Origin of the sequence: Allobaculum fili (assembly GCF_020969955.1) — a bacterium.
Taxonomy (GTDB): Bacteria; Bacillota_I; Bacilli_A; order Erysipelotrichales; family Erysipelotrichaceae; genus Allobaculum; species Allobaculum fili.
This window is the reverse complement of the sequence record NZ_JAHDSX010000036.1, coordinates 1-24,647: the sequence shown is the minus strand read 5'-3', so window position 1 is coordinate 24,647 and position 24,647 is coordinate 1. Positions and strand designations below refer to the sequence as shown.

Annotated in this window: 14 protein-coding genes and 1 pseudogene; 3 read left to right on the top strand and 12 right to left on the bottom strand. The window is 51.7% G+C overall.

Annotation, left to right across the window (positions count from 1 at the left end; genetic code table 11):
• The 5 genes and pseudogenes from Afil_RS08055 to Afil_RS08040 all read right to left on the bottom strand — a co-directional run.
• The coding region (locus tag Afil_RS08055; protein ID WP_439647326.1) for a Mu transposase domain-containing protein at positions 1–285 on the bottom strand (285 nt) is incomplete at its 3' end.
• A 235-nt stretch (positions 286–520) separates the two neighbouring features.
• Entirely contained in the window at positions 521–748 is a 228-nt protein-coding gene (locus Afil_RS08050) for a hypothetical protein (protein WP_230268052.1), read from the bottom strand.
• 21 nt (positions 749–769) lie between these two features.
• Positions 770–829 (bottom strand): annotated as a pseudogene (locus Afil_RS11635) (hypothetical protein); the annotation flags it as partial.
• A 689-nt stretch (positions 830–1,518) separates the two neighbouring features.
• The gene (gene tkt, locus Afil_RS08045) at positions 1,519–3,513 is read right to left on the bottom strand and encodes a transketolase (protein WP_255658318.1); all 1,995 of its coding nucleotides are present in this window, start codon (positions 3,511–3,513) and stop codon (positions 1,519–1,521) included.
• Between the two features lie 267 nt (positions 3,514–3,780).
• The gene (locus Afil_RS08040) at positions 3,781–4,290 is read right to left on the bottom strand and encodes a pyridoxamine 5'-phosphate oxidase family protein (protein WP_230268051.1); all 510 of its coding nucleotides are present in this window, start codon (positions 4,288–4,290) and stop codon (positions 3,781–3,783) included.
• A 412-nt stretch (positions 4,291–4,702) separates the two neighbouring features.
• Between Afil_RS08040 and Afil_RS08035 the strand changes: the two genes are divergently transcribed.
• On the top strand, positions 4,703–5,371 hold the full coding sequence (locus Afil_RS08035) for a response regulator transcription factor (RefSeq protein ID WP_230268050.1): 669 nt from the start codon (positions 4,703–4,705) through the stop codon (positions 5,369–5,371).
• Between the two features lie 147 nt (positions 5,372–5,518).
• Here Afil_RS08035 and rpsI read toward each other — a convergent pair whose 3' ends face one another.
• The 7 genes from rpsI to Afil_RS08000 form a co-directional block, all read right to left on the bottom strand.
• Entirely contained in the window at positions 5,519–5,926 is a 408-nt protein-coding gene (rpsI, locus tag Afil_RS08030; protein WP_230268049.1) for a 30S ribosomal protein S9, read from the bottom strand.
• A gap of 11 nt (positions 5,927–5,937) precedes the next feature.
• Complete coding sequence (gene rplM, locus Afil_RS08025; protein ID WP_230268048.1) at positions 5,938–6,375, bottom strand: 50S ribosomal protein L13; 438 nt, start codon at positions 6,373–6,375, stop codon at positions 5,938–5,940.
• Positions 6,376–6,592: 217 nt separating this feature from the next.
• Entirely contained in the window at positions 6,593–7,381 is a 789-nt protein-coding gene (gene truA / locus Afil_RS08020) for a tRNA pseudouridine(38-40) synthase TruA (protein WP_230268047.1), read from the bottom strand.
• A 2-nt stretch (positions 7,382–7,383) separates the two neighbouring features.
• Positions 7,384–8,187 carry an energy-coupling factor transporter transmembrane component T family protein gene (locus Afil_RS08015; RefSeq protein ID WP_230268046.1) on the bottom strand — a complete coding sequence of 268 codons (804 nt, stop codon included), beginning with the start codon at positions 8,185–8,187 and terminating at the stop codon, positions 7,384–7,386.
• Entirely contained in the window at positions 8,180–9,040 is an 861-nt protein-coding gene (locus tag Afil_RS08010; RefSeq protein WP_230268045.1) for an energy-coupling factor transporter ATPase, read from the bottom strand. The genes Afil_RS08015 and Afil_RS08010 overlap by 8 nt, the downstream gene beginning before the upstream one ends.
• Positions 9,025–9,843, bottom strand: a complete 819-nt coding sequence (locus Afil_RS08005) for an energy-coupling factor transporter ATPase (RefSeq protein ID WP_230268044.1) — start codon at positions 9,841–9,843, stop codon at positions 9,025–9,027. The genes Afil_RS08010 and Afil_RS08005 overlap by 16 nt, the downstream gene beginning before the upstream one ends.
• A 477-nt stretch (positions 9,844–10,320) precedes the next feature.
• Entirely contained in the window at positions 10,321–10,878 is a 558-nt protein-coding gene (locus Afil_RS08000) for an HD domain-containing protein (protein WP_230268043.1), read from the bottom strand.
• A gap of 636 nt (positions 10,879–11,514) precedes the next feature.
• On the opposite strand from Afil_RS08000, the gene Afil_RS07995 reads away from it, so the two are divergent.
• The gene (locus Afil_RS07995) at positions 11,515–19,182 is read left to right on the top strand and encodes a glycoside hydrolase family 2 TIM barrel-domain containing protein (protein WP_230268042.1); all 7,668 of its coding nucleotides are present in this window, start codon (positions 11,515–11,517) and stop codon (positions 19,180–19,182) included.
• 1,034 nt (positions 19,183–20,216) lie between these two features.
• Positions 20,217–24,524: a glycoside hydrolase family 2 TIM barrel-domain containing protein gene (locus tag Afil_RS07990; RefSeq protein WP_230268041.1), complete on the top strand. Its 4,308-nt coding sequence runs from the start codon at positions 20,217–20,219 to the stop codon at positions 24,522–24,524.
• Positions 24,525–24,647: the final 123 nt, after the last annotated feature.

Here is a 24,647-nt window from a genome sequence, read left to right as displayed (position 1 = left end):
AGCTACCTGTTCATGTTCGTAATAAACTTTGATTGTTTCTGTGTAGGTTTTAACTCTTACTTTTTTACCAATCAGATTATCGGGAACGGAATACTGATTATTGTCAACGCTGATTAAAGAGTATTTATTTACTATCCGCTCAGCGATCTGAGCCGCTTCATAGTCAGGAAGGAGCGGCTTCAGAAACGGCTGTTCTTCTTTCCGCTTCGTATCTTTATTCAGTTCATCCAGACGATCCTTGAGCCACATTCTAGCTTCTTCGAGACTGTCGAATTTGTATTTCAAGGCGAAGCTCTTATTTCGAACTACTTCAACGGAACGTTCGACGGATCCTTTCTCATTTCCAGAAAATGCGTTCGTAACGTTTACCCTGAACCCGTAGTAATGGGCGAAGCGGATAAGTTCCGGATTAATTTCTTTCTCGTTTCTTCCTATGAATTTCGAGACGACGTTTCTCATATTGTCGTAAACGCCCTCTCTGAAGATTCCGCCGACTTCATTGAAGAAGCGGATCATCGATTCAAAAGAAGACCTGACTTTTCTGGTTTTCGTACAGGCAGGCAGCTCGATAGCCTGACCATGGCGAAGTCATAACGGCCAGATAGAACGTCTTTCTCTGACCATTAATCATCAGCTTCACTTCGCCAAAATCGTATTCAAACCGGTCACCTGGTTCGTAGTCCTGACTGATGAAGCATTCTCTGTGCCTGTTCCTTTTCTCTTTGACCCTTTTTGTGATGGTCGACAATCCAATGTCGAATCCAGCAGCCCTGATCAGATCCCAGATCTGTAAGCAGGTCAGCTGCTGCTTATGGCCAGACCCGAGCAGGCGTGTCTTTTCTTCTTCGTCTTCAAGAATTTGATCCAGAAGCGCGTCGACCTCTGGACTGTATTTCCGAGGTTGTCTGGATGAACTGTCGTATGAAGGCGGATCGATACACTCCTCAATAAACGTCCGGCTGTTTTCGTGGGTTGGATCAGCTTCCAGAGACTCTCTCTTTTCCTTGTACTTCCTGTACTACTTCTCACCAGTGGTTCTCGAGATCGAGCACAGCGCAGCGGCTTTTCTGGATGAGATTCCTTGTGTTCGTAAATCGATGTATTTGAAAACTGTCATCTGAGTATGCACTTTCTAGTCCTCCATTACGGAGTACGATACAAGTCAGGTGGCCCAGTTTTCAAATCCGATTTTCGCTTTTTTGGACCAGTTTTAAACTACAAAAAACAGGAGCTGCTGTCCGGCGCAGCGAAATAACGAAACCGATTTTCTGTTCCGATCCAATTTTTCTTCTTTTCCAAAAGGAAGTAAGAGAAGTAAGAAGAAGTAAGAAATGGAAATCCGCACGATGCTCTCTGGCGAACATTCGGCTATAAGCAGAGAACGCCAGATCACACCAAATGAAAAAGAGGCTGTACGAATTCATTTTTTTCGTACAGCCTCTTTGTTCATTGTATGAGAATCTGGATTTCAATTCTGAAATCGATCTGTCTTCCGTTCGAGTGTTCCGGATGGGAAACTTATTCCGCAGTGCGGGCGAGTACGCGTTTCATCGTTTCGGCAATGTTTTCCGGAGTGAAGCCGAAGTAGTCAAACAGCTGGCTTCCTGGTGCGGAAACGCCAAAGCTCTTCATGCCGACCACTTCGCCGTCGAGACCAACGTAGCGGCCCCAGCCGAAGTCCTTGGACGCTTCAACAGCAGTACGGGCTTTGACTTTGCGCGGCAGAATGGATTCGCGGTAGTCTTCCGGCTGCATTTCGAACAGTTCCATAGAAGGCATGCTGACAACGCGAACGTCGATGCCTTCTTTTTCCAGCAGCTGTGCTGCTTTCAGGGTCGGAGCCACTTCCGAACCGGAAGCGATCAGAATGCCCTGCGGCAGTTCGGCTTTGCTGTCACGAAGGATGTAGGCGCCTTTGACGGCTTCCTTCGACGTTTCTTCCAGCTGCGGCACGTTCTGACGGGTCAGAATGAGTGCGGTAGGACCGGTGGTACGTTTTGCGGCCAGCGTCCAGCCTGCAGCTGTTTCCTTCGCATCCGCCGGGCGGAATACGACCATGTTTGGAATGGAACGGTAAGAAGCCATATGTTCGATTGGCTGATGGGTCGGACCGTCTTCGCCGACACCGATGGAGTCATGCGAGTAAACGTACGTTACCGGCAGGTTCATCAGTGCAGCCAGACGGGCCATTGGCTTGGCGTAGTCCGAGAAGACGAAGAATGTGCCGACATACGGGCGCAGACCGCTCAGAGCCAGACCGTTGGCAATGCCGGCCATAGCGAGTTCACGCACACCAAAGTGGATGTTGCGACCGCCACGGTTTTCCGGCGCGAAGTCGCCTTCGCCGTTCATGTAGGTCTTATTGGACGGACCAAGGTCAGCGGATCCGCCAATGAGGTTAGGCATAACGTCTTTAAGCTTGTTGATGATACGTCCGGAAGAAACGCGGGTAGCTTCGGCTTTTTCCGGTACTTCAAAGAGATCGGCTGCTTCCAGCGCAGCTTCATCCGGCTGCTGATCCAGCATCTTGCGGTATTCCGCTTCGACTTCCGGATACTCTTTCTTATAGGCGGCATAGAGGGCGTTCCACGCGTCTTCTTCGCTCTGTCCGCGTTTAGCCAGTTCGGTGAAGTTTTCATACACTTCCGTCGGAACATAGAACGGTTCCTGACTTGGCCAGCCAAGTTTTTCTTTTGTAGCGGCTACATTGTCGGCGCCAAGCGGTTCGCCGTGGCTGGAAGCCAGACCTTCTTTCGGAGAGCCGTAGCCAATTTTGGTTTTCACCGTAATAAAGGAAGGATGTTCCCGATCGGATTTGGCTTCCTCAATGGCTTTAGCGATCGCTTCGAGATCGTTGCCGTCTTCTACCGTCCAGGTGGAGAAGCCAAGGCTCTTCATGCGGGCGTCTACATCTTCAGCAAATACCGGATCGGTATCGCCTTCGATGGAAATTTTATTGGAGTCGTAAAGGAGAATCAGCTTGTCGAGCTTCAGCGTGCCGGCAAGAGAGAGGGCTTCCTGCGAGATGCCTTCCATCATGTCGCCGTCGCCGAGTTCGACGAATGTGTAATGATCGATGATATCAAAACCCGGGCGGTTGAATTTTTCAGCCAGGAATTCTTCGGCAATGGCCATGCCAACCGAAGCGGCAAGACCGCTGCCCAGAGGGCCGGTGGTGCATTCAACGCCAACGGTGTGGCCGTATTCCGGATGACCCGGTGTCAGCGAGTTAAGCTGACGGAAATTGCAGAGATCTTCTGCGGAGATTCCATAGCCGAAGAGATGAAACAGGGCGTACAGGCCGGCTGAGCCGTGTCCGCCGGAAAGAACAAAACGGTCGCGATTTTCCCATTTGGGGTTTCGGGGGTTGTGGGAAAGGTGTTTAGCGAAAAGCTCATACATCATTGGTGCAGTTCCAAGCGGAGCACCAGGATGGCCGGAATTTGCCTTCTGAATGGCATCGGCGGCCAGTATACGAATTGCATTCACGGATTGCTGATCAATATTAGTCATAATGTCTTCCTTATGGTGTGTTCTGGTTTGATTTCTACCTTATTCAGGCCTTTTTTCGTAAGACCGTATACTAGAATAACGCAAAAGATAAAAAAGTCCATGTCTTCACAATGTCGTGCAGAATTTCACGAATTATGGCAGAAAAGAGGACCAGCTTCAGTATACTCAATCCCATTTGCACTGTCATAATTGAGAATTTGGCTTGCCGATTTTTACAAACAGGGAATGATTTTGATTTCCTTAAGATCAATACAGACTATATTTAATTCAGCCATGATGTTTGACCGTATATTGCTGGACGTCTACCGCAAAGACGGCGGTGTGATCGAGTACGGTCGTATCAAAATCCCAGGAAAAGGCGCTTTTATCTTCGTTTCTCTCATGAAGACAGTGTGCAATGAGAGCACACAGTGCGTTTTCCTTCTGCTTTGGATCGGTGATCTCCCGGATCCTTCCCTGTCCAAAAAGCGAGTCAAACGCGACGCTTGCCGTGCACGCTTTACCGTTTTGCGCAGGCAGAAACCGCCCGGGACAGTCGATCTGAATGGCGGCATTTGGATTTGTGTGGATCAAGTCGATTTTGTGTCCGCTTTTGGCGCTGTGAAAATAGAAGGTCAGTTTCCCGTTTTCCAGCGCATAGCCATACGAAAGAGCGACGATATACGGAATTTCCTCATCGGCCAGGGCAAGATGCAAAACGTCCGCCCGGTTTAGAAGTTCTTCGATTTTCTTAGGATCCTGTACCTGTCGATCCTTGCGCCGCATGTCCATCTTCATGGCTGTCTCTCCTTTTGTGTACTTTCTGTACTTTCTGTTCTGGTTTTTCTGTACTGGCTTTCTGTGTCCGGTATTTCCATCTGTGCCGGTTATCTTCTGCGTTCGGATTTTCTATCTTGATTCTGGCATTTCCAATCCGATTCACTTGTCTCTATGCCCGGATGCCTGCCTCTGCTTATAGAGACGAGGCAGACTCTTTTTTTGCGGCACGCCAGCCTGTGCGATGGAAGGTTTGCTCAGGGAAACGGAAAAGCCGTTTTTGCTTTCTTACGGTTTTTGAAGACGGTTACACCCCAAATTGACCTCAGATGCGCTCAAATACCGCCGATTGTTCATTTTATATTTCAGAAACGAAAGGGAAATTTCAGTTTTTGTTCAGGTTATTGGTCCTGCCGCTCGCTAAAATGAAAGCATGTACCGAATCATGATCGTTGAGGATGACTCCTCCCTGGCCTCGAGCCTCTCCTCTGTTTTGCAGAGCTGGGGTTTTGAAATGGTCTGCGCGAAAGATTTTGACCACATCCGCGAAGAATTCGACCGGCTCAAGCCGGCGCTGATTCTTATGGATCTTAACCTGCCTGGACGCAACGGTTTCTACTGGACCAGTGAAATTCGAAAATTTTCTTCAGTTCCCATCATCTTTCTTTCGAGCGCGGATGAAAGCATGAATGTCATTACGGCAATCAACCAGGGAGCCGACGATTACATCACGAAACCGTTTGATACCGCGGTTCTCGTTTCCAAAATCCAGGCGCTGCTTCGCCGGACGTTCGACTATACCCAGCATACCGACTATCTCGAACATCATGGCGTTCATCTTGACTTAGGCAGCAATGAAGTCAGCTATATGGGCAAATCCATCGAACTTTCCAAAAACGAAGCCCGCATCCTGCGGATCCTGATGGAAAACAAGGAAAAGATCGTTGCCCGCGAAACGCTTATGGAAGCCCTGTGGAAAACCGACTGCTACATTGATGAGAACACGCTCTCCGTCAACGTAAACCGTCTGCGCCGCAAGCTGGCCGCCATTTCCATCGAAGACTTCATTATTACCCGCAAAGGCATCGGCTACATGGTCTAGCTGCTGTCTGCCGACACATTTTTTCCCTTTTGTAAAAAAGCCGTGCCCGGACGACACGGCTTTTTTCTATGCCCGTACGCCGCGGATCTGTGCGATTCGGGCATAAAAAAATCCTGCATTTCTGCAGGATTTGCAACATTGGTAAAATTAACGCTTGCTGAACTGCGGTGCACGACGAGCTTTTTTCAGACCGTATTTCTTACGTTCTTTAGCACGCGGGTCACGAGTTACATAACCAGCTGCTTTCAGAGCAGGACGATAGTCTTCCGAAGCTTCCATGAGGGCACGAGTAATTCCGTGACGGATTGCACCAGCCTGGCCGGTGAAGCCGCCGCCCTGAACGGTTACCATTACATCGAACTGGTCGAGTGTGTTGGTCAGTTCAAGAGGGGAACGAACTTCCATCTGAAGTAATTCAGAAGGCATGTACTCTTTAAGCTCTTTGCCGTTGACTACGATATTCCCTGTTCCATTTGGACGAAGGAAGACACGGGCAACGGCTTCTTTACGGCGTCCGGTACCGAGATACTGAACGAAATTTTCTTTATTTGCCATTTCCTAATCTCCTATCCTTTCACTTTCAGTTCCACAGGTTTCTGTGCTGCATGCGGATGTTCGTTTCCGGCGTAAACCAGAACGTGCTTGCGCTGAACATCTCCCAGACGGTTGTGGGGGAGCATGCCCTGTACAGCTCTGCGAACCCATTCAACAGGGTATTTTTCCTTCATTTCCTTGGCAGTGCGTACACGCAGTCCGCCATAGTATCCGGAATGATTGTAGTACTTTTCAGTTTCAAGCTTGTTGCCGGTCATGTTGACCTTGTCAGCGTTGATGATGATTACATAATCTCCACAGTCCACGTTTGGTGTGTAAGTGGGTTTATGTTTACCGCGCAGAACGTGGGCTGCAGTGGTGGCAAGGCGACCGAGAGTCTGGCCTTCGCCGTCAATTACATACCATGTGCGTTCTACTTCAGCAGGTTTTGCCATTGTTGTTTGACGCATGTTGCTTCCTCCGTTTCAATGAGCGTTACCGGGGCTCAAAGGCTTGGATACAGCCACGGATTATCTTAAGCATTCCACCTTTCAAAGTCAATCCCAATCCCCTGGCACAGAGAAGAAATCCAGACGTTTTTTCCACGATTTTAAATTGCGCAAATCCTCCCATGCCTAAAGGGAAAAGGAAGACTTTCATTGGTCACCGTTTTCACGAAAAAAGCCCTCAGATCCCATCGGGATCCGAGGACAGAGAAGCGAGCAGAGTATCGAGTTCATTCTGGGTGTAGCCGACCTGAACGAGATAGAGCGCCTTGGCTGGGGCGTTGAAGCGCGACGCGTGCTTGTCTTTTGCCTCCAGCATGACTTTCAGCTCATCGACCGTAATGCGGCCTTCGCCAAGGGCAATGAGAGCGGCGCTCATCATGCGCACCTGGTAGCGCAGAAAGCCGGTACCGACAAAAATCAGCCGCAGGCCTTTTGGCTCTTCCTGGATGCAGATACGGTAAATCGTTTTCGTTCGCGGTTTTCTCTCGTCGATCTGCGCGTTGGAAAAGGACGTGAAGTCATGTTCCCCTTCAAAGACAGCAGCTCCCTGGCGCATGCGTTCGACATCCAGATCGCGCCATACGAAATGGCTGTAATTATAAAGGAAAGGATTGTCTCTTTCCTTGGTAATCACGTAGTCGTATCGCTTGAAGCGCGCCGAAAAGCGGGCATGAAAATCTTCATCCACCGCTTCGACAGACTGAATGCGTATGTCCCTGGGCAAAAGCGTGTTGAGCGCGTTGTAGTAGCCCAAAGGCGAAATGTTGTCGGGGCCGTCAAAATGGAATACCTGTCCGAGGGCATGAACGCCGGCATCCGTGCGGCCGCTTGCGGTAATGGACGCCGGCTGATGAAGGATTTTTTCCAGCGCCTTTTCGATGACTTCCTGAATGCCGGTCGCGTTGGTCTGCTTCTGAAAGCCGCCATAGCGATGGCCATCGTATGCCAGTATGGCTTTATAGCGCATGTCTACACTCCAAGAACGGCCAGAATGATGTCGATGGCAAGAACGAGAACCGAAATGGCCATCGCCGCGTAGTCGATGCCGTGCATCCTGAGCACTTTATAGCGCGTTCTTTTACGGGATGGATTGTAGCCGCGGGCTTCCATGGCGTTGGCGAGCTGATCGGCGCGGTCAAAGGCGGAAACAAACAGCGGGACGATCAGAGACAGAATGGCGGACACCTTTTCCTTGAGTGTGCCGTTCTGCATGTCGATGCCGCGGGACGCCTGCGCGTTCATGATGCGCTGGGTTTCTTCGATCAGCGTCGGGATAAAGCGCAGCGCGATGGAAATCATCATGGCGATGATGTGCGCCGGCAGACCGATTTTCTCGAACGGCTTGAGCAGCTTTTCAATGCCGAGCGTCAAGTCGAGCGGCTTGGTTGTGGCGGTCAGGATCGTCGTCAGAATGATCATCAGCATCAGTCGGATAATGACGTAAGCCGTCTGAATCAGGGCGTCGGAATAAATCTTGAACCAGCCCCATTCAAAGAGCAGCGTTCCGGTATGCAGAACAAGGACGTTGATAATGAGCAGGAAAATCATCATCCACATCATCGGCTTGAGCGAACGCAGCGCGTAGGACAGCTTCAGCCTGGAAAGATACAGAGCCGCAATAATAAAGAGAACGATGGGAATGTAGCCCCAGAATCCGGCCGGAATGAAGATCGCCACCATCAGAATGAGCAGGATCATGATTTTCGAGCGCGGATCCATGCGGCTGACGACCGAATCGATCGGCAGATAGCGGCCGAGCGCAATGTTATTCATGGGCGTTCACCTGCTCTTTCAGGGCCTGAGCGATTTCATCGAGCGAATAGCTGTCCTGCGGAACAGAAAAGCCTTTTTCCTGCAGCTTTTCCTTGAGCTGAACAATGCCAGGCGGGTTGATATCGATTTCGCGCAGCAGTTCGGGATGTTTGAAAAATTCGTGGACTTCCATTTGCGTGGATACTTTGCCGTCTTTCATGACGACGACTTCATCACAGTAGTCCAGGACGTGCTCCATATCGTGGCTGACGAGCAGAATGGTCTTTCCCTGCCCGCGGTTGAGCGACATGAACAGATTCATCATTTCTCTGGCTGACTGGGGATCCAGACCGGCAGCCGGTTCATCGAGAACGAGCACTTCCGGATCCTGAACGAGAATGCCGGCGATGGCGACACGCCGCTTCTGTCCGCCGGACAGTTCGAACGGGGAGCGTTCGAGATACGATTCGTCGAGGCCGACTAAAGGCAGCACTTTATGCACCGCTTCCTGAATCTGCTCGGGCGTATAGCCAAAGTTTTTCGGCCCGAAGCCGATATCCTTGGCAATCGTTTCTTCAAACAGCTGGTATTCCGGAAACTGGAACACCAGACCGACTTTTTTGCGCAGAGCTTTGACATCCGTCAGCTTCGTCGCCGGATCGATATGAAAGCCGGCGATATCGACGCTGCCTTTCGTCGGCTTGAGCAGCGCGTTGAGATGCTGAACGAGCGTGGATTTTCCCGATCCGGTCTGACCGATAATGGCGGTCACCTTGCCGGTGGGAATCGTCAGGTTGACGCCTTTGAGCGCCTTGTGCTCAAAGGGTGTTCCCTGCGAATACGTGTACTCGAGATCTTTTATTTCAATTGGCATACGTCCTCCACCAGCTCATCCAGCGTAAGCACCGGATGATCCGTCAGTCCGGCCTTTTCAAAGGCCTTTGAGGCTTTCAGGGCGAAAGGCAGATCCAGTTTCAGATCCTTCATCATTTCCCCGTTTTCAAACACTTCTGCGGGCGTTCCCTGGGCGGCAACTTTTCCTTTTTCCAGCACGATCACGTTTTCGGCCTGAGCGGCTTCGTCCATATCGTGGGTAATCGAAAGAATCGTGATGTTTCTTTCCTTATTTAACTTGCGGATCTGGGCGTTGACGCTCGCTTTTCCCTGCGGGTCCAGCATGCTTGTCGATTCGTCAAAAATCAGGATGTCCGGCGACATAGCCAGAATGCCCGCGATGGCGACGCGCTGTTTCTGTCCGCCGGAAAGATTCGTCGGTTCCGCGTTCAGGTAGTCGAGCATGCCGACTTTCGCCGCGTTTTCTTCGATCAGTCCCTGCATCTGTTCGGTCGGGACGCAATGGTTTTCCAGACCAAAGGCAATGTCATCGGCTACAGTGGAGCCGATAAACTGGTTGTCCGGATTCTGGAACACGATGCCGACGTGATCGCGGATTTCGGGGGCGCTTTCTTCCGTGAGGCGCGTTCCGAGAACATCGATTGTACCGGCGGCGGGTTCGAGCAGACCAATGATCAGCTTGGCCAGCGTGGATTTGCCGGATCCGTTATGGCCGACCACCGCTGTATAGCTTCCTTTGGGTATATTGAGAGTAATTCCTTTGAGTACCGGAGTGGCTCCGTCGTAGGAGAACTCCAGATTTTCAATATGAACAGCTTCCATTTTTTATTCTGTTTACCTTTCAGAGTGTCAACTTGTATTATACATAGCCGCTTCTTTTTCACATCCCGGGAAAGGGGTTACACTAGGCATACTTTTTTTCTTTTTTTCGCTTTTCGCGCGGACCGGCCCAAAAACGAAGTATGTATCGGCCGCTTTTTAAAAAATCCCCCTACGTGTACGCTCATTTTCGATTTTTATGAACGCACCAGAGGGAATTCGCGGATTGTTTCCCGGTTCTGGAGAGATGGGCTGTTCCAACACCGGATGGATCGAGAATGGGTTTAGAGAATATATTTTAGAGAATATATAGAAAATATATATGGTAGAAAACCGGAAAAACGGCATACGAAAACCCGGCTCTGTCCATTCGCCGGGTTGTGGATTCTGATCATCTTTGTATCCTTATCGTCCTGTTCTTGCAAATTCATACTTTCGCAAATTCCGCGTTCAGAGAAGATGTCCATCCTGCGCTCGATTTCAAAGTCTTTCGTATACGAGCGGGCGAAGCGCGGTAATCAGGCTGACCATCTGATATTCGAGAAGAAATACGGGCGCATCCCATTCTGGGCGGGCTGCACGGATCGGTTCGGCCATCGGCAAAATCCGCCTTTCGCTCTCTTCGATATATTCGCGCATCTTCGCTTTCGAAAAGCAGCCGGCATCTTTGGTCAGCCGGGATACGATTTCCTGGACGTTTCTGGAAAAGGGCAGATCCGCGCAGGCAATATCGCAGTCTTCGCACACATCGTGCAGCAGTGCGGCACTCAGAAGGTCATCGTCCGTAATGCCCAGGGCCAGCGCGTGCACCGCCAGACTCAGCGGGTGAATGGCGTATGGAACGACCGGCTGCTGCGGATTGCCGGTCCTTCGAAGCTGACCAGCATGCGCCTTTTCCATATACGCAAGCGCCTGCATCGTCTGGGACAGGGGCATCTTCTGTGCCGCCGCTTCCAGGCGTTTTTTCATGGGCTCGCCATCATACATCCAGTTCTGTAAAGTACCGGTCTTTGAGGCTGTCGAACGTTTTACATCCATCTTCACTCCTCCTTTTTCTTTCGTCTGAAAAACCTGAATCGTTCGTTTCTTTCCCACGAAGCACGGCAGACAGGCCCGTTCTGGAAATAGAGCGGGGAATTTTTCCTGCTCTGTTTGTACTTTCTTTTCTTTTCCTGAGTTTTATGGCGGATTCTGGTAAAAAGCCGTCCGGTCTGTTCCATGGATTGCCGTCCACTCAAAAAACGCTTCAGTCGAGTTTGTCGCAGGAAGCGGTTAAAAGGCCTTTATTTAAGGATTTTCGTTTTTTCAATGGAAGACCGGACGGATTTCATCCCCGTCGGGCAGTAAAGCTTTTAATAAAACTTGCACTTGCGAAACGCAAGGTAAATATCGATTACCGATTTTTACACCTGTTCTCTTTGTGCAAATTCCGGTTATTCCATTCCATATAAATGATTTTATATATGTATGCGGTTTATATCCAGATTGTACATTCGCAGTACTTAAGTAAAACACGAGTAAAACATATCCATATATTCCAGTAAAACGAAAATTCTTTCTGACCCCTATTGCAAAAATTAACATCTGGCATAAGATGAAACCAAACAGTGTAAGCGTTTGCAAAGACCCCCCAGTCTCTTGCGGACGCGCACCGAAGAAAAGGAGAAAACTGGAATGAAGAAACATAAGGTTTTATCGCTGCTTGTTTCTGCCTCGATGGCGTATTCCGTCTTCCCGGCGATGACTATCGCTGCCCTGGAAGGCACTTCGTCCGACAACTTGTCGCCGGCGGATTCCATCAAGGCCAACGTCGACAAAACCAAGTTCACTCACAAGGAGTGGACGGGAACCCACTACACGGATGTGGACGGCAACGCGCAGGTTGCAGAAGATGTAACCGGCATTAACCGCGAAGCCGCCAGCACCCAGATCATCCCCTATCAGAATTCTGCTGCTGCACAGAAGGCTGTATGGAACTACAACGCCCGTGAAGAATCTCAGAAAATGCAGATGCTGACCGGGGAAAACGAAAACTGGGATCTGACCGTCGTTCAGAATGAAACACTTGCCAATGAAATGATGACGGAAGATCATGCCTTCTACAAAACCGATTTCAAGAAGGGCGAAGGCGAAGACTGGAAATCCGTTACGCTGCCCCAGAGCTGGACAACACAGGGATTTGATTTCTCGATCTACACCAACACCCAGATGCCCTGGCAGTCCAAATACGACTCCAATGTAGACTGCCCGGCTGCGCCGACCAACTACAATCCGGTCGGCCTGTACCGCAAGACATTCACCATTGATGATTCTCTGCGCGGAAGCGACCGCCGCATTTACCTCGATTTCCGCGGCGTTGAATCCGCCTACTACGTTTACGTGAACGGCAAGGAAGTCGGCTATTCCGAAGACACCTTCAGCCCGCACAAATTCGACATCACCGACTACGTCAACATGGACGGTGAGAACCTGCTGGCTGTCAAAGTTCACAAGTTCTGCGACGGTACCTGGTTTGAAGACCAGGACATGATCTATGACGGCGGTATTTTCCGCGATGTCTATCTGACATCCGCACCGCTCGTACAGATTCAGGACTATCACTACACGACAACTCTCGATGCGTCCTACACCAACGCGGTTCTGAACATTGAAGCGGATATCCGCAACCTGTCGAGCACCGTCAGCCAGGGCTGGACGCTCTCCGCTTCCGCCTACGATCGAAGCGGTACGGCTCTGTTTACCGATGAAGAAGTTTCTGTGCCGGTACTGGCCAGCACAAAGACCAATAGCGTTTCCCTGAGCACCGTTGTAAAAAATCCAAAGCTCTGGTCCGCAGAAGATCCAAACCTCTACGCTCTGGTCATCACCCTTAAAGATGCCAATGGTAAAGAAGTGGAAACCGTTTCGACACAGCTCGGTTTCCGTCAGGTGGAATTCACCCGTACCGAAGTGGATGAAAACTATCGCGTGACCACCACCCACTGGGATCCGGTAAAAATCAACGGCAAGCGTCTGCTGCTGAAAGGCGCCAACCGCCACGACACCGACCCGTTCCATGGCAAGGCGACTCCTCAGGCGGCCGTCGAAGAAGATGTGAAGCTGATGAAGCAGAACAACCTGAACGCTATTCGTACTTCGCACTACTCCAACGACGACTACCTGTACTGGCTCGCCAACGACTGGGGCATGTACCTCATCGGCGAAACCAACATGGAATGCCATGCGATCATGGGCAATTCCGAAAAGCAGGGCTGGTTCTACGAACTCGGTCTGGATCGTACAGAAACCGCCTTTAAGCGTCTGCGCAGCAACCCGTCGATTGTGATCTGGTCAATCGGAAACGAAATGACTTACAACAGCGACAAGAACTTTGCAAACGGTCTTCAGCGCGACATGATCTGGTACTTCAAAAATCATGACAGTACCCGTCCGGTTCATTCCGAAGGAAACGACGGCAACCTGGGTACCGACATGCGTTCCAACATGTACCCGAGTACGGGCACCGTATGGGATCGCGGCGGCGAAGGCAAAATGCCCTACGTCATGTGCGAATACGCCCACGCGATGGGCAGCTCCGTCGGCAACCTGAAAGAGTACTGGGATGCCATCCGCGCCGAAGAAAATCAGCTTGGCGGATTTATCTGGGACTGGGTGGACCAGTCGCGTGCCGTCGATCTCAAAAATCTTGGCGTAACGTACAGCGTTTCGGAGAAAAAAGGCCTGTCCGGTACCGCCAACGGAGACTGGGTAACGTTGGAAACACCGGCTGGAACATTCAATGTCACCCAGTCTTTAAACGGCTACCTCTCCTATCCGGATACGGACGGCAAAGTCGGCAGCGCACTTTCCGGCTCCGGCAAGGCGTTTACGCTTGAAGCGATCGTTAAGCCGTATGCCACCGTCAACGATGATGTCTTCCTGTCCAAGGGCGACGATCAGACGACGCTGAAAATGAACGGCTCGGGCAAGCTGGAATTCTTCGTCAAGAGCGGAAACAGCTGGTCCGGCATCCAGTGCGACGTACCAGCCAACTGGAATAACAACTGGCATCAGATTGCCGCTACGTATGATAACGGCACGGCGAAAATTTACGCGGACGGCGTCCTGCTCAAGGAAGGTTCCATTGCCACAAACATCGAGCTGCAGGAGCACGCGATCCAGGTCGGCGCGGATACCGTCAAAGGCCGCTACTTCAACGGTGAAGTCGCCATGGGCCGCATTTATAACAAGGCTCTGAGCGCCGACGAAATTGCCGGACAGAATTCGGCGAATCCAGCCATCAAGTCCGATGACGCTTCCGTTCTCTTCTGGGCCGATACCGCGGATACGCATGGCGAAGGCGCAGTCGATGCCTGGGATTACTACGCCACCGATGCCGGCCAGAAGAGCGGTACGAACCTGTACAAGGACGAAATCAAAGGCAAATTCTACGGCTACGGCGGCGACTGGGGCGATCGTCCAAACGACAACTCGTTCTGCGAAAACGGCCTCATTTCACCGGACCGCAACCCGCAGCCGGAGCTGATGGAAGTCAAGAATCAGTACAAGAACTACTGGTTCAGCGCGGAAATCGAAGATCTCGACGCGAAAAAAGTCAACGTCTATAACGAATCCAGCTTCACTAACCTGAACAAATACGACGTGATCTGGGAAGTTCTCGAAAACGGTATCGTTGTGGATACGGGAACCGTACAAAACATCGATGTAAAACCGCAGACAACGGGAACCATCTCTGTTCCGTTCAAGATGCCCGAAACGCTCAAAGACGGCGCCGACTACTATCTGACTCTCTACGTAAGAACGAAATCCGATGAAAAATGGGCCGATAAAGGCTTTGATCTCTGCTGGGATCAGATCGCCATTCCGGCTCCAGTCGGCCAGAAGACCTATACGTCGGCAGATACCGCCACGATCACAAGTACCAATGATCTGTACACCGTAGCCGGCAAGGATTACTCCTTCCAGATCGACAAGACGACCGGCATCATCAGCGACTACACCTTCAAAGGCGAAAAGATGCTCGAAACCGGCCCGACGCCAAACTTCTGGCGCGGAACGTTCGAAAACGATAAGAACAATTTCGACTGGAACTGGTCCAAAGCTGATGACGAACTCCATGTAGAATCCATCACCGCCTCCAAAGACGACGATAATAACGACGTCATCACCGCGAACCTCACCCTGCCGCAGGCCGGCAATACGAAAGTCGACATGACGTACACCATCCTGGGCGACGGCGCCGTCAGGATCGGCATGAAAGTCGATGCGACTAGCAGCGGCATGGGCAGCTTCCTGCGCATCGGTTCGCTGATGACGACTACCGAAGGCTACGAAGATGTCAAATGGTACGGAAACGGACCGGTAGAATCTCTCTCCGACCGCAAGACGTTCGGCCGTCAGGGCATTTACTCTTCGACGGTAGGCGAACTGTTCTACCCGTACCTGAAAGTCGATGACACCGGTACGATGACCGACACGAACTGGATGGCCCTTTCCGGAGACGGCAAGAACACCCTGCTCGTTGTAGCAACCACTCCGCTGGAAATGCAGGCCCTGCACTTCACACCGGATGATCTGAACTCCACCAATCACCCATACGGCCTTAACCCGCGCAAGGAAACCATGGTTGGCGTCAACTACGGCAGCCGCGGAACCGGCGGTGCCACCTGCGGACCGGATACGTTAAGCCAGTACCAGCTGTACAACGATAAGGCATACGAGTGGGAATTCACCATTCTGCCCGTTGAAGGCAGCGAAATGAAAGAGCAGTCGCTGACCGACAAGGCTTCCGAATTCCGTACCGTAGATTCCTTTGACCGGACCGAATACGACAAGGAACGCGCAGCCGAACTGATCGAAATGGTCGACTCCTTCCTGCCGTATTCCTACAGCCAGATGGAAGAAGCCAAAGAACTGATCGATATTCTCAAGACGATGCCGGATGCGCAGAAAGCCATTGTCTGCCCGGAAGGCAGCGACCGCATTGCCAAGATGGAAGCCTATATTCCAGAACTTGAAGCGCTCCAGGGAAAAACTGCCTACATCGAAGACAAATCGGCAAACAAGCTCGATGTCGATCTCGAAGCCACCGCAAATCTGCTTAAAAACGGCGAAGACATCAATATGAGCGGCTACGTGACCATCGGTCATGGCGATGTTCTCGATGATGTGCTCGAAAGCGGAAATTCCTGGTCGATCGCAATTGAAGCGACCCCTACCGGCACGAAGCAGTACAACATTCTGGCCGCCAAAGGCGACGAGACGTTCGAAATCCGTACCGACCAGTCCGGAAACAGCTACGACTACTCGTTCCATACCAAAGCGGGCAGCAGCTGGAAAACGACCGAATATAAGAACCTGACTGAGGAAGAAAAAACAAACTTCCTGGGCAATGAACATACCTACCTGGCTGTCTTTGATGCCGAAAACAGCAAGCTCGTCTTCTACGCCGACGGCCAGCAGCGCGGTCAGGTATCGCTGAGCGCAGGCACCCACCCAAGCGGATCGGGCGTTGCCTTAGCTCTGGGTGCAGACCTGGGCAACGGACGAACCGGTATGTACAGCTTCAAGTCCATGAAGATTTTCTCGAGCGCCATTGATCCGACTGCGCTTGCAGCGAAGACAGCCGCTTCCGAAGATACTGAGCTCTGGCTCGATATGGACAACTGGAAGCAGAAAGCCGCGAAAGTTGTCGAAAGCGCCACGATTACCGCAGACAAAACGACCATCACAGCCGGCGATACCGTCAGCTTCACGCTCTCGGCAACCCCGGCCGATCTTGAGATTGTGAGTGCAGACTGGAGCATTGCAGATGCCAGTGGAAACGAAGTCGATAATGCGCTCGTTTCCGGAACCGGCGCTTCTGCACAGCTGATTACCGTGGCTTCTCTGGCCAAGGGTACCTATACCGTTAAGGCATCCAATATCAACGGAACGAATGTTTCGGCCACATTTGAAGTGACCGTCAACCAGAAACTGGGTCAGGCTATCAACGACCTCGGTCCAAACGATCTGGATACGCCGCTCAACGGCACCGCGGAAATCGGCGATGCAGGCGGACAGCCGGTAATGTACGGCGGCATGGACGTCAACGATCCCGAAAACAAGATCAAAGGCGCCATTACCGGCGGCAGCTTCACCGTCAGCTCCTGGATGTATGTGCCAGCATCCGTTAACGATAAGGTAACAGGTACATGGGAAGTCATGGACGGCCACAACGAAAAGCACAACGTGATCTTCTCGCTGGGCGACAACTGCTTCGCTTACCGTATTTACAAAAATCACGATGTCGAAGGCAATGCCCATATCGACGCGTACGTCAAAGACGTCAATAACAAGTGGAAACAGGCAACCAGCTCCGCTCTGCCGGATGATTTCTTCGACGGCTGGCATGAAATCTCCGCGGTCTACGACCAGACGGCAAAGACGCTGACCATTTACGTCGACGGAGTCGCCAACGGAGCCACCGATGTACCCGATGCGATTGCCGCAAGCCAGGCTCTGACGCCAAATATCGGCTACATGTCCGACAAGGAATACCGCAAATCGCAGATGGGCTTCTCCAACGTCAAAGTGCTGACCAAAGCGCTGAGCGCCGATGAGCTCAAAGCCATGAGCGCCGGTACTTCCACACTGAGAGATGCCGATGTCGCCTTCTGGCTCGACTTCTCCGGCGCAGACCGCACGGATCTCGACGCTCTGCTTAAAGACGCCGATGCTCTCGTTGAAGACAATTACGATGCCGGCTCCTGGACCGCTTTTGAAACCGCAAAAGCTGCTGCAGAGGCACTGAATGAGAAGTACGTCACCAAAGCCAATGTGGATAAAGCGTACGACGATCTCGATGCAGCCATCAAAGCCCTCGTTAAAGTCATTAAGAGCGTTTCGATCAGCGGTGCCGATGTGGTCAAGACCAATAACACCCTGGCACTGACGCTCGCTACCGACCCTGCCGGTGCCAACGTCACTTCCGTAGAATGGAAGGCAGCCGATGCCAAGGGACAGGCCATCGAAGGCGTTTCGATCCTGGCCGATGTCAGCGATCCGAAAAACGCGATTCTGACGGTTGCTGAAGGGGTTGCGGATGCGACCGAAATTACGATCAGCGCCAAAGTCAACGGCAATGCTGCACTTACGGCTACAAAGACCGTAACCGTAAGCGAAACCGTCATCATTAAAGACCTCAGCCCGAACGGACTGAACACACCGCTTCCGGATACAGCCGAAATCGTCTCCAACAGCGAAGGCGACTACGCCGAATCCGGCATGAAGGGCTCCATGAGTCTGAATGACCCGGATCGAAAGGTAACGAATGCGATTACCAGCGGAAACAGCTTCACCGTCAGCTCGCGCGTATTCGTTCCGGAATCCATTAAGAGCACAACCGAAGGCTCCTGGGAATACAACGACAAGTACAGCACGATCGTTTCTCTGGGCGATGACTCCTTCGCCATGCGTGTTCTTACCCACAAAGACGGACGCGTTACGGTCGAGGCCTACCTGAAGATGAACGGCACCAATGAGTGGGTGGAAATCGGTACGCAGAATATCAAGGATGAAACGTCGTTCTTCGGCGCCTTCCACGACATCACCGCCGTATATGACAGCGATCAGGATACGTTCACGATGTATATCGACGGTGAAAAAGTCACTGGCGAGAAAGCGGAACTCGAAGCCGCAGCCGGACCGGCCGCTTCGAACAAAGCTCTCGAACTTGGCTTCATGTCCGATAAGCCGCTGCGTACGTCGCAGATGACCATCTCGAATGTCGCCGTTCTCGCAGACGCTCTGGATGCAGGCGAAGTAAAAGCCCTGACGGAAGGCCGGGCAAGCTATCTCCCGAATGATGAAACCGTCGTTCTGTGGATGAACTTTGCTGAAGATCCAGCAGCCGCCCGCACGGCGCTTGTAGCGAAGTTTGTAGAAATGATGAACAAGGAGCTGAAAGCGGAAGATTACACCGAAGACTCCTGGAACGCATTCAATGCTGCAATGATGAATGCGGCGGGCATCAACGGTAAATATTCGACCGCGAAAAACGCAGCCGATCTTCAGGCCGCTCTTGAAGCCGCTTATGCCGGACTTGAAGAAGCCGAAGAACCAGATCCAGGCCAAGAAATCGACACGACGCTTCTGGAAGCTGCCTGCGACAAGGCCGGCAAACTGAACCTTGCTGAATTTGGCGAAACCGGCAAAGCCGCCTTTGCCAGCGCCAAAGCCGCTGCTGAAGGCGAACTGGCCAAACCGGTCAGCCAGGCTGAGGTCAACGCCAAAGCCGCCGCACTCAACCAGGCGATGCTGGCGCTGCGCAAGACGCCAAAAAGCTCCGCGCTTCCAAAATAAGAGACGGGCTGGCACAGTCTGAAACTGTCTTGCGCACCTCTTCTTTACACTCTGTTTTACACACTGTCTGATTCACAACCATAAATCGTCCCGGACCGCTTTTGGAGGGCAAACCGGAAGCGGGACGGACGATTCTTCCAGATGGCCAGACGAAACAAATCCTCACGCATACGATTTCCACAGCTCCCTTCAGTCGGGCAAAACGGAAGGAAAACGCATCGAATCGGCTAGCGGGACTTCTTCTTCGTCTTTAGACAGAGCGCAAAATCCCCTGCGGATTTTCACCTGCATCTCTTTGGATGCACACCAAACGAACAAACTGGACCTTCTTTTAAAGGATGTCCTTCTACCATACGGGCAAAAAAGCTGTCGGAAGACATCACGCTTCCGACAGCTTTTTCTATGGTTTCGCGTTTTGTTCGGACTGATTTTTCGTCCCGCCAGCTTTTACCGCATCGGTGCTGCCGAGTATTTTGGCCTGACAAAAACCAGGAAAATCGAAGGTAAAACTAAGTTAAACTTTGGATCATTAAATACCATTGGAATAATCGGTTACCTGTTTTGACACCCTCATAAAAAGTACAAACAGGGCGTGTTTTCCTTAAATAAGGGGAATGTACCTTCCAATATCAACCTATTCGTGTTACTCAACAAAAATGAACGCTGTTCATTTAGTAAAAAACAAGTAAATTCATTGAAAATTTTAAAGTAAAAACAAAATTCCATGCTCCCAATCTTGCCAACATTCCCTGAAGAAGACTACCATGGGGATAACCATGTAACCGTTTGCAGAAAGCTCCCCCAGGCCCTGCGGGCGGCACATGAAAAGAAAAGTAAAGGAGAAACTGGAATGAAGAAACATAAGGTTTTATCGCTGCTTGTTTCTGCTGCGATGGCCTATTCCGCGTTCCCGGCGATCCCCGTCGCCGCGAAAGGAACGCCCTCTCAAGGGCTGAGTCCGGCGGATTCCATCAAAGCCAACGTCGACAAAACCAAGTTCACTCACAAGGAGTGGACGGGAACCCACTACACGGATGTGGACGGGAACCCACTACACGGATGTGGACGGCAACGCGCAGGCTGCAGAAGATGTAACCGGCATTAACCGCGAAGCCGCCAGCACCCAGATCATCCCCTATCAGAATTCTGCTGCTGCACAGAAGGCTGTATGGAACTACAACGCCCGTGAAGAATCTCAGAAAATGCAGATGCTGACCGGGGAAAACGAAAACTGGGATCTGACCGTCGTTCAGAATGAAACACTTGCCAATGAAATGATGACGGAAGATCATGCCTTCTACAAAACCGATTTCAAGAAGGGCGAAGGCGAAGACTGGAAATCCGTTACGCTGCCCCAGAACTGGACAACCCAGGGATTTGATTTCTCGATCTATACCAACACCCAGATGCCCTGGCAGTCCAAATACGACACCAATGTAGACTGCCCGGCTGCGCCGACCAACTACAATCCGGTCGGCCTGTACCGCAAGACATTCACCATTGATGATTCTCTGCGCGGAAGCGACCGCCGCATTTACCTCGATTTCCGCGGCGTTGAATCCGCCTACTACGTTTACGTGAACGGCAAGGAAGTCGGCTATTCCGAAGACACCTTCAGCCCGCACAAATTCGACATCACCGACTACGTCAACATGGACGGCGAGAACCTGCTGGCTGTCAAAGTTCACAAGTTCTGCGACGGAACCTGGTTTGAAGACCAGGACATGATCTATGACGGCGGTATTTTCCGCGATGTCTATCTGACATCCGCACCGCTCGTACAGATTCAGGACTATCACTACACCACAACACTGGATGCTTCCTACACCAACGCAGTTCTGAACGTCCAGGCCGATATCCGCAACCTTTCTTCGGCAGAAAACAGAGGCTGGACGCTTTCCGCTTCCGCGTACGATCGCCAGGGCACCGCTCTGTTTACCGATGAAAATGTCGATATTCCAAAACTCGAGAGCAGCAATACGGGAACCGTATCGCTGACTACGCTCGTAAAAAATCCAAAACTCTGGTCCGCAGAAGATCCGAACCTCTACGCGCTCGTTCTGACTTTAAAGGACGGCGATGGAAACGTTGCTGAAACCGTCTCGACTCAGCTCGGTTTCCGTCAGGTCGAATTCACACGCACCGAAGTCGATTCAAACTACAACGTCACCACCACTCACTGGGACCCGATCAAAATTAACGGCAAGCGTCTGCTGCTGAAAGGCGCCAACCGTCACGACACCGACCCGTTCCACGGCAAGGCCACTCCGCAGGCGGCTATCGAAGAAGATGTGAAGCTGATGAAGCAGAACAACCTGAACGCCATCCGTACTTCGCACTACTCCAACGACGACTACCTGTACTGGCTCGCCAACGACTGGGGCATGTACCTCATCGGCGAAACGAACATGGAATGCCACGCGATCATGGGCAATTCCGAAAAGCAGGGCTGGTTCTACGAACTCGGTCTGGATCGTACAGAAACCGCCTTTAAGCGTCTGCGCAGCAACCCGTCGATTGTGATCTGGTCAATCGGAAACGAAATGACCTACAACAGCGACAAGAACTTCGCAAACGGTCTTCAGCGCGACATGATCTGGTACTTCAAAAATCATGACAGTACCCGTCCGGTTCATTCCGAAGGAAACGACGGCAACCTGGGTACCGACATGCGTTCCAACATGTACCCGAGTACGGGCACCGTATGGGATCGCGGCGGCGAAGGCAAAATGCCATACGTCATGTGCGAATACGCCCACGCGATGGGCAGCTCCGTCGGCAACCTGAAAGAATACTGGGATGCCATCCGCGCCAGTGAAAACCAGCTTGGCGGCTTTATCTGGGACTGGGTGGACCAGTCGCGCGCCGTCGATCTGAAAAATCTTGGCGTAAGCTATGGCGTTACCGAGAAAAAAGGTCTGTCCGGTACAGCCAACGGCGAGTGGGTCACTTCCGAAACGCCAGACGAAACGTTCCATATTACACAGTCTTTAAACGGCTACCTCTCCTATCCGGATACTGACGGCAAAGTCGGCAGCGCACTTTCCGGCTCCGGCAAGGCGTTTACGCTGGAAGCGATCGTCAAACCGTATTCCACTGTGGCTGACGATGTCTTCCTGTCCAAGGGCGATGATCAGACCACGCTGAAAATGAACGGCGACGGCAAGCTGGAGTTCTTCGTCAAGAGCGGAAACAGCTGGTCCGGCATCCAGTGCGACGTACCAGCCAACTGGAACAACAGCTGGCATCAGATTGCCGCTACGTATGATAACGGCACGGCGAAAATTTACGCCGATGGCAAACTGCTGAAAGAAGGCACGATTGCCGCATCCATCGAATCGCAGGATCACGCGATCCAGGTCGGCGCGGATACGGTAAAAGGCCGCTACTTCAACGGTGAAGTGGCGATGGGCCGTATTTATAACAAAGCCCCCACCGCTGCAGAAATTGCCGGACAGAATTCGGCAAATCCTGCCATCAAGTCCGATGACGCTTCCGTTCTCTTCTGGGCGGATGCCGCGGATGATCACAGGGAAGCCAAGGTCGATGCCTGGGATTACTACTCCACAAAGTCGGGTCAGACCAATGGTACGAACCTGTACAAGGACGAAATCAAAGGCAAGTTCTACGGCTACGGCGGCGACTGGGGCGATCGTCCAAACGACAACTCGTTCTGCGAAAACGGCCTCGTTTCGCCAGACCGCAACCCCCAGCCGGAACTGATGGAAGTCAAGAATCAGTACAAGAACTACTGGTTCAGCGCGGATGTCGACGATCTGGATGCAAAGAAAGTCAACGTCTACAACGAATCCAGCTTCACCAATCTGAACGAATACAACGTGACCTGGGAAGTTCTCGAAAACGGTATCGTTGTGAATACCGGAACGGCACAGAACGTAGATGTAAAACCGCAGACCCACGGCAGCATTTCGGTTCCATTCGAACTGCCAGCGACCATTAAAGACGGTGCGGATTATTATCTGAACCTTTACGTTTCCACAAAAGACCAGGAAAAATGGGCGGATAAAGATTTCGTTCTCTGCTGGGATCAGATTTCCATTCCAACCTCTGCTGGCCAGAAAACGCGCGCAGCCGCTTCGGATTCCGCATCCATCACCGATGGAGAAGACAAATACACCGTTGCCGGCGACAAGTACGCGTTTGAAATCGACAAATCGACCGGCATCATCAAAAACTACACCTTTAACGACAAGCTCATGCTTGAAACCGGACCAATACCCAACTTCTGGCGCGGTACGTTCGAAAACGATAAGGGCGGCTTTGACTGGAACTGGTGGAAAGGCGATGACGAACTGCGTGTAGACTCGATCTCCGCCTCCAAAGACGCAGACAATAATGACGTCATTATCACGAACGTTACCCTGCCGCAGGTCGGCAATACGTCCCTTGTCATGACGTACACCATTCTGGGCGACGGCGCAGTCAAAGTGGATATGAAAGTCGATGCCACACACAGCGGCATGGGCAGCTTCCTGCGCGTCGGCTCGCTGATGACGACCGCGGAAGGCTATGAAAATGTGAAATGGTACGGAAACGGACCGGTTGAGTCCCTCTCCGACCGCAAGACGTTCGCCCGCCAGGGCATTTACGAGTCGACCGTTGACGATCTGTTCTACCCGTATCTGAAAGTCGACGACACCGGAACGATGACCGACACGAACTGGATGGCTCTTTCCGGCGAAGGCAAGGATACCCTGCTTGTCGTTGCGACGACTCCGCTGGAAATGCAGGCTCTGCACTTCACACCGGATGATCTGAACTCCACCGATCACCCGTACGGTCTTAAACCGCGCAAGGAAACCATGGTCGGCGTCAACTACGGCAGCCGCGGAACCGGCGGTGCGACTTGCGGACCAGATACGTTAAGCCAGTACCAGCTCTACAACGATAAAGCGTACGAGTGGGAATTCACCATTCTGCCGGTGGAAGGAAGTGCCATGGACAATCAGTCGCTGACCGATACCGCCGCAGGCTATCGTACGATCGAAACGTTCGACCGTGAAAAGCATGATGCCGATCGCGCTGCCGAACTGATCGAACAGGCGGACTCCTTCATTCCGTATTCCTACAGCCAGCTCGAAGATGTTGAGACGCTCTATAATGCGCTGCTCAATATGCCAGAAGCCCAGGCGGACATTGTCAATGCGGACAAAAACCGCACCGAACTTGTAAAAGGCTATGTCGAGCAGATCCGTGCCATGAGCACGAAGATCACGCACCTCAAAGACCAGTCGAATAACCATAACGATCTGGAACTTGGCAGTGCGAAAATTGTTAAAAACGGCGACGCATATAACTTCGCCGGAACCGTTCAGACGTAAGTGTCAAACAATCGACGGGTATACGCGAGACTGAATATTAGATACGCTAAACGGGATCCCTTTCGAGATCCCGCTTGACGTATTTTTTATTCTTCATCGTTTTCTTCATACTTCGGATCCGGT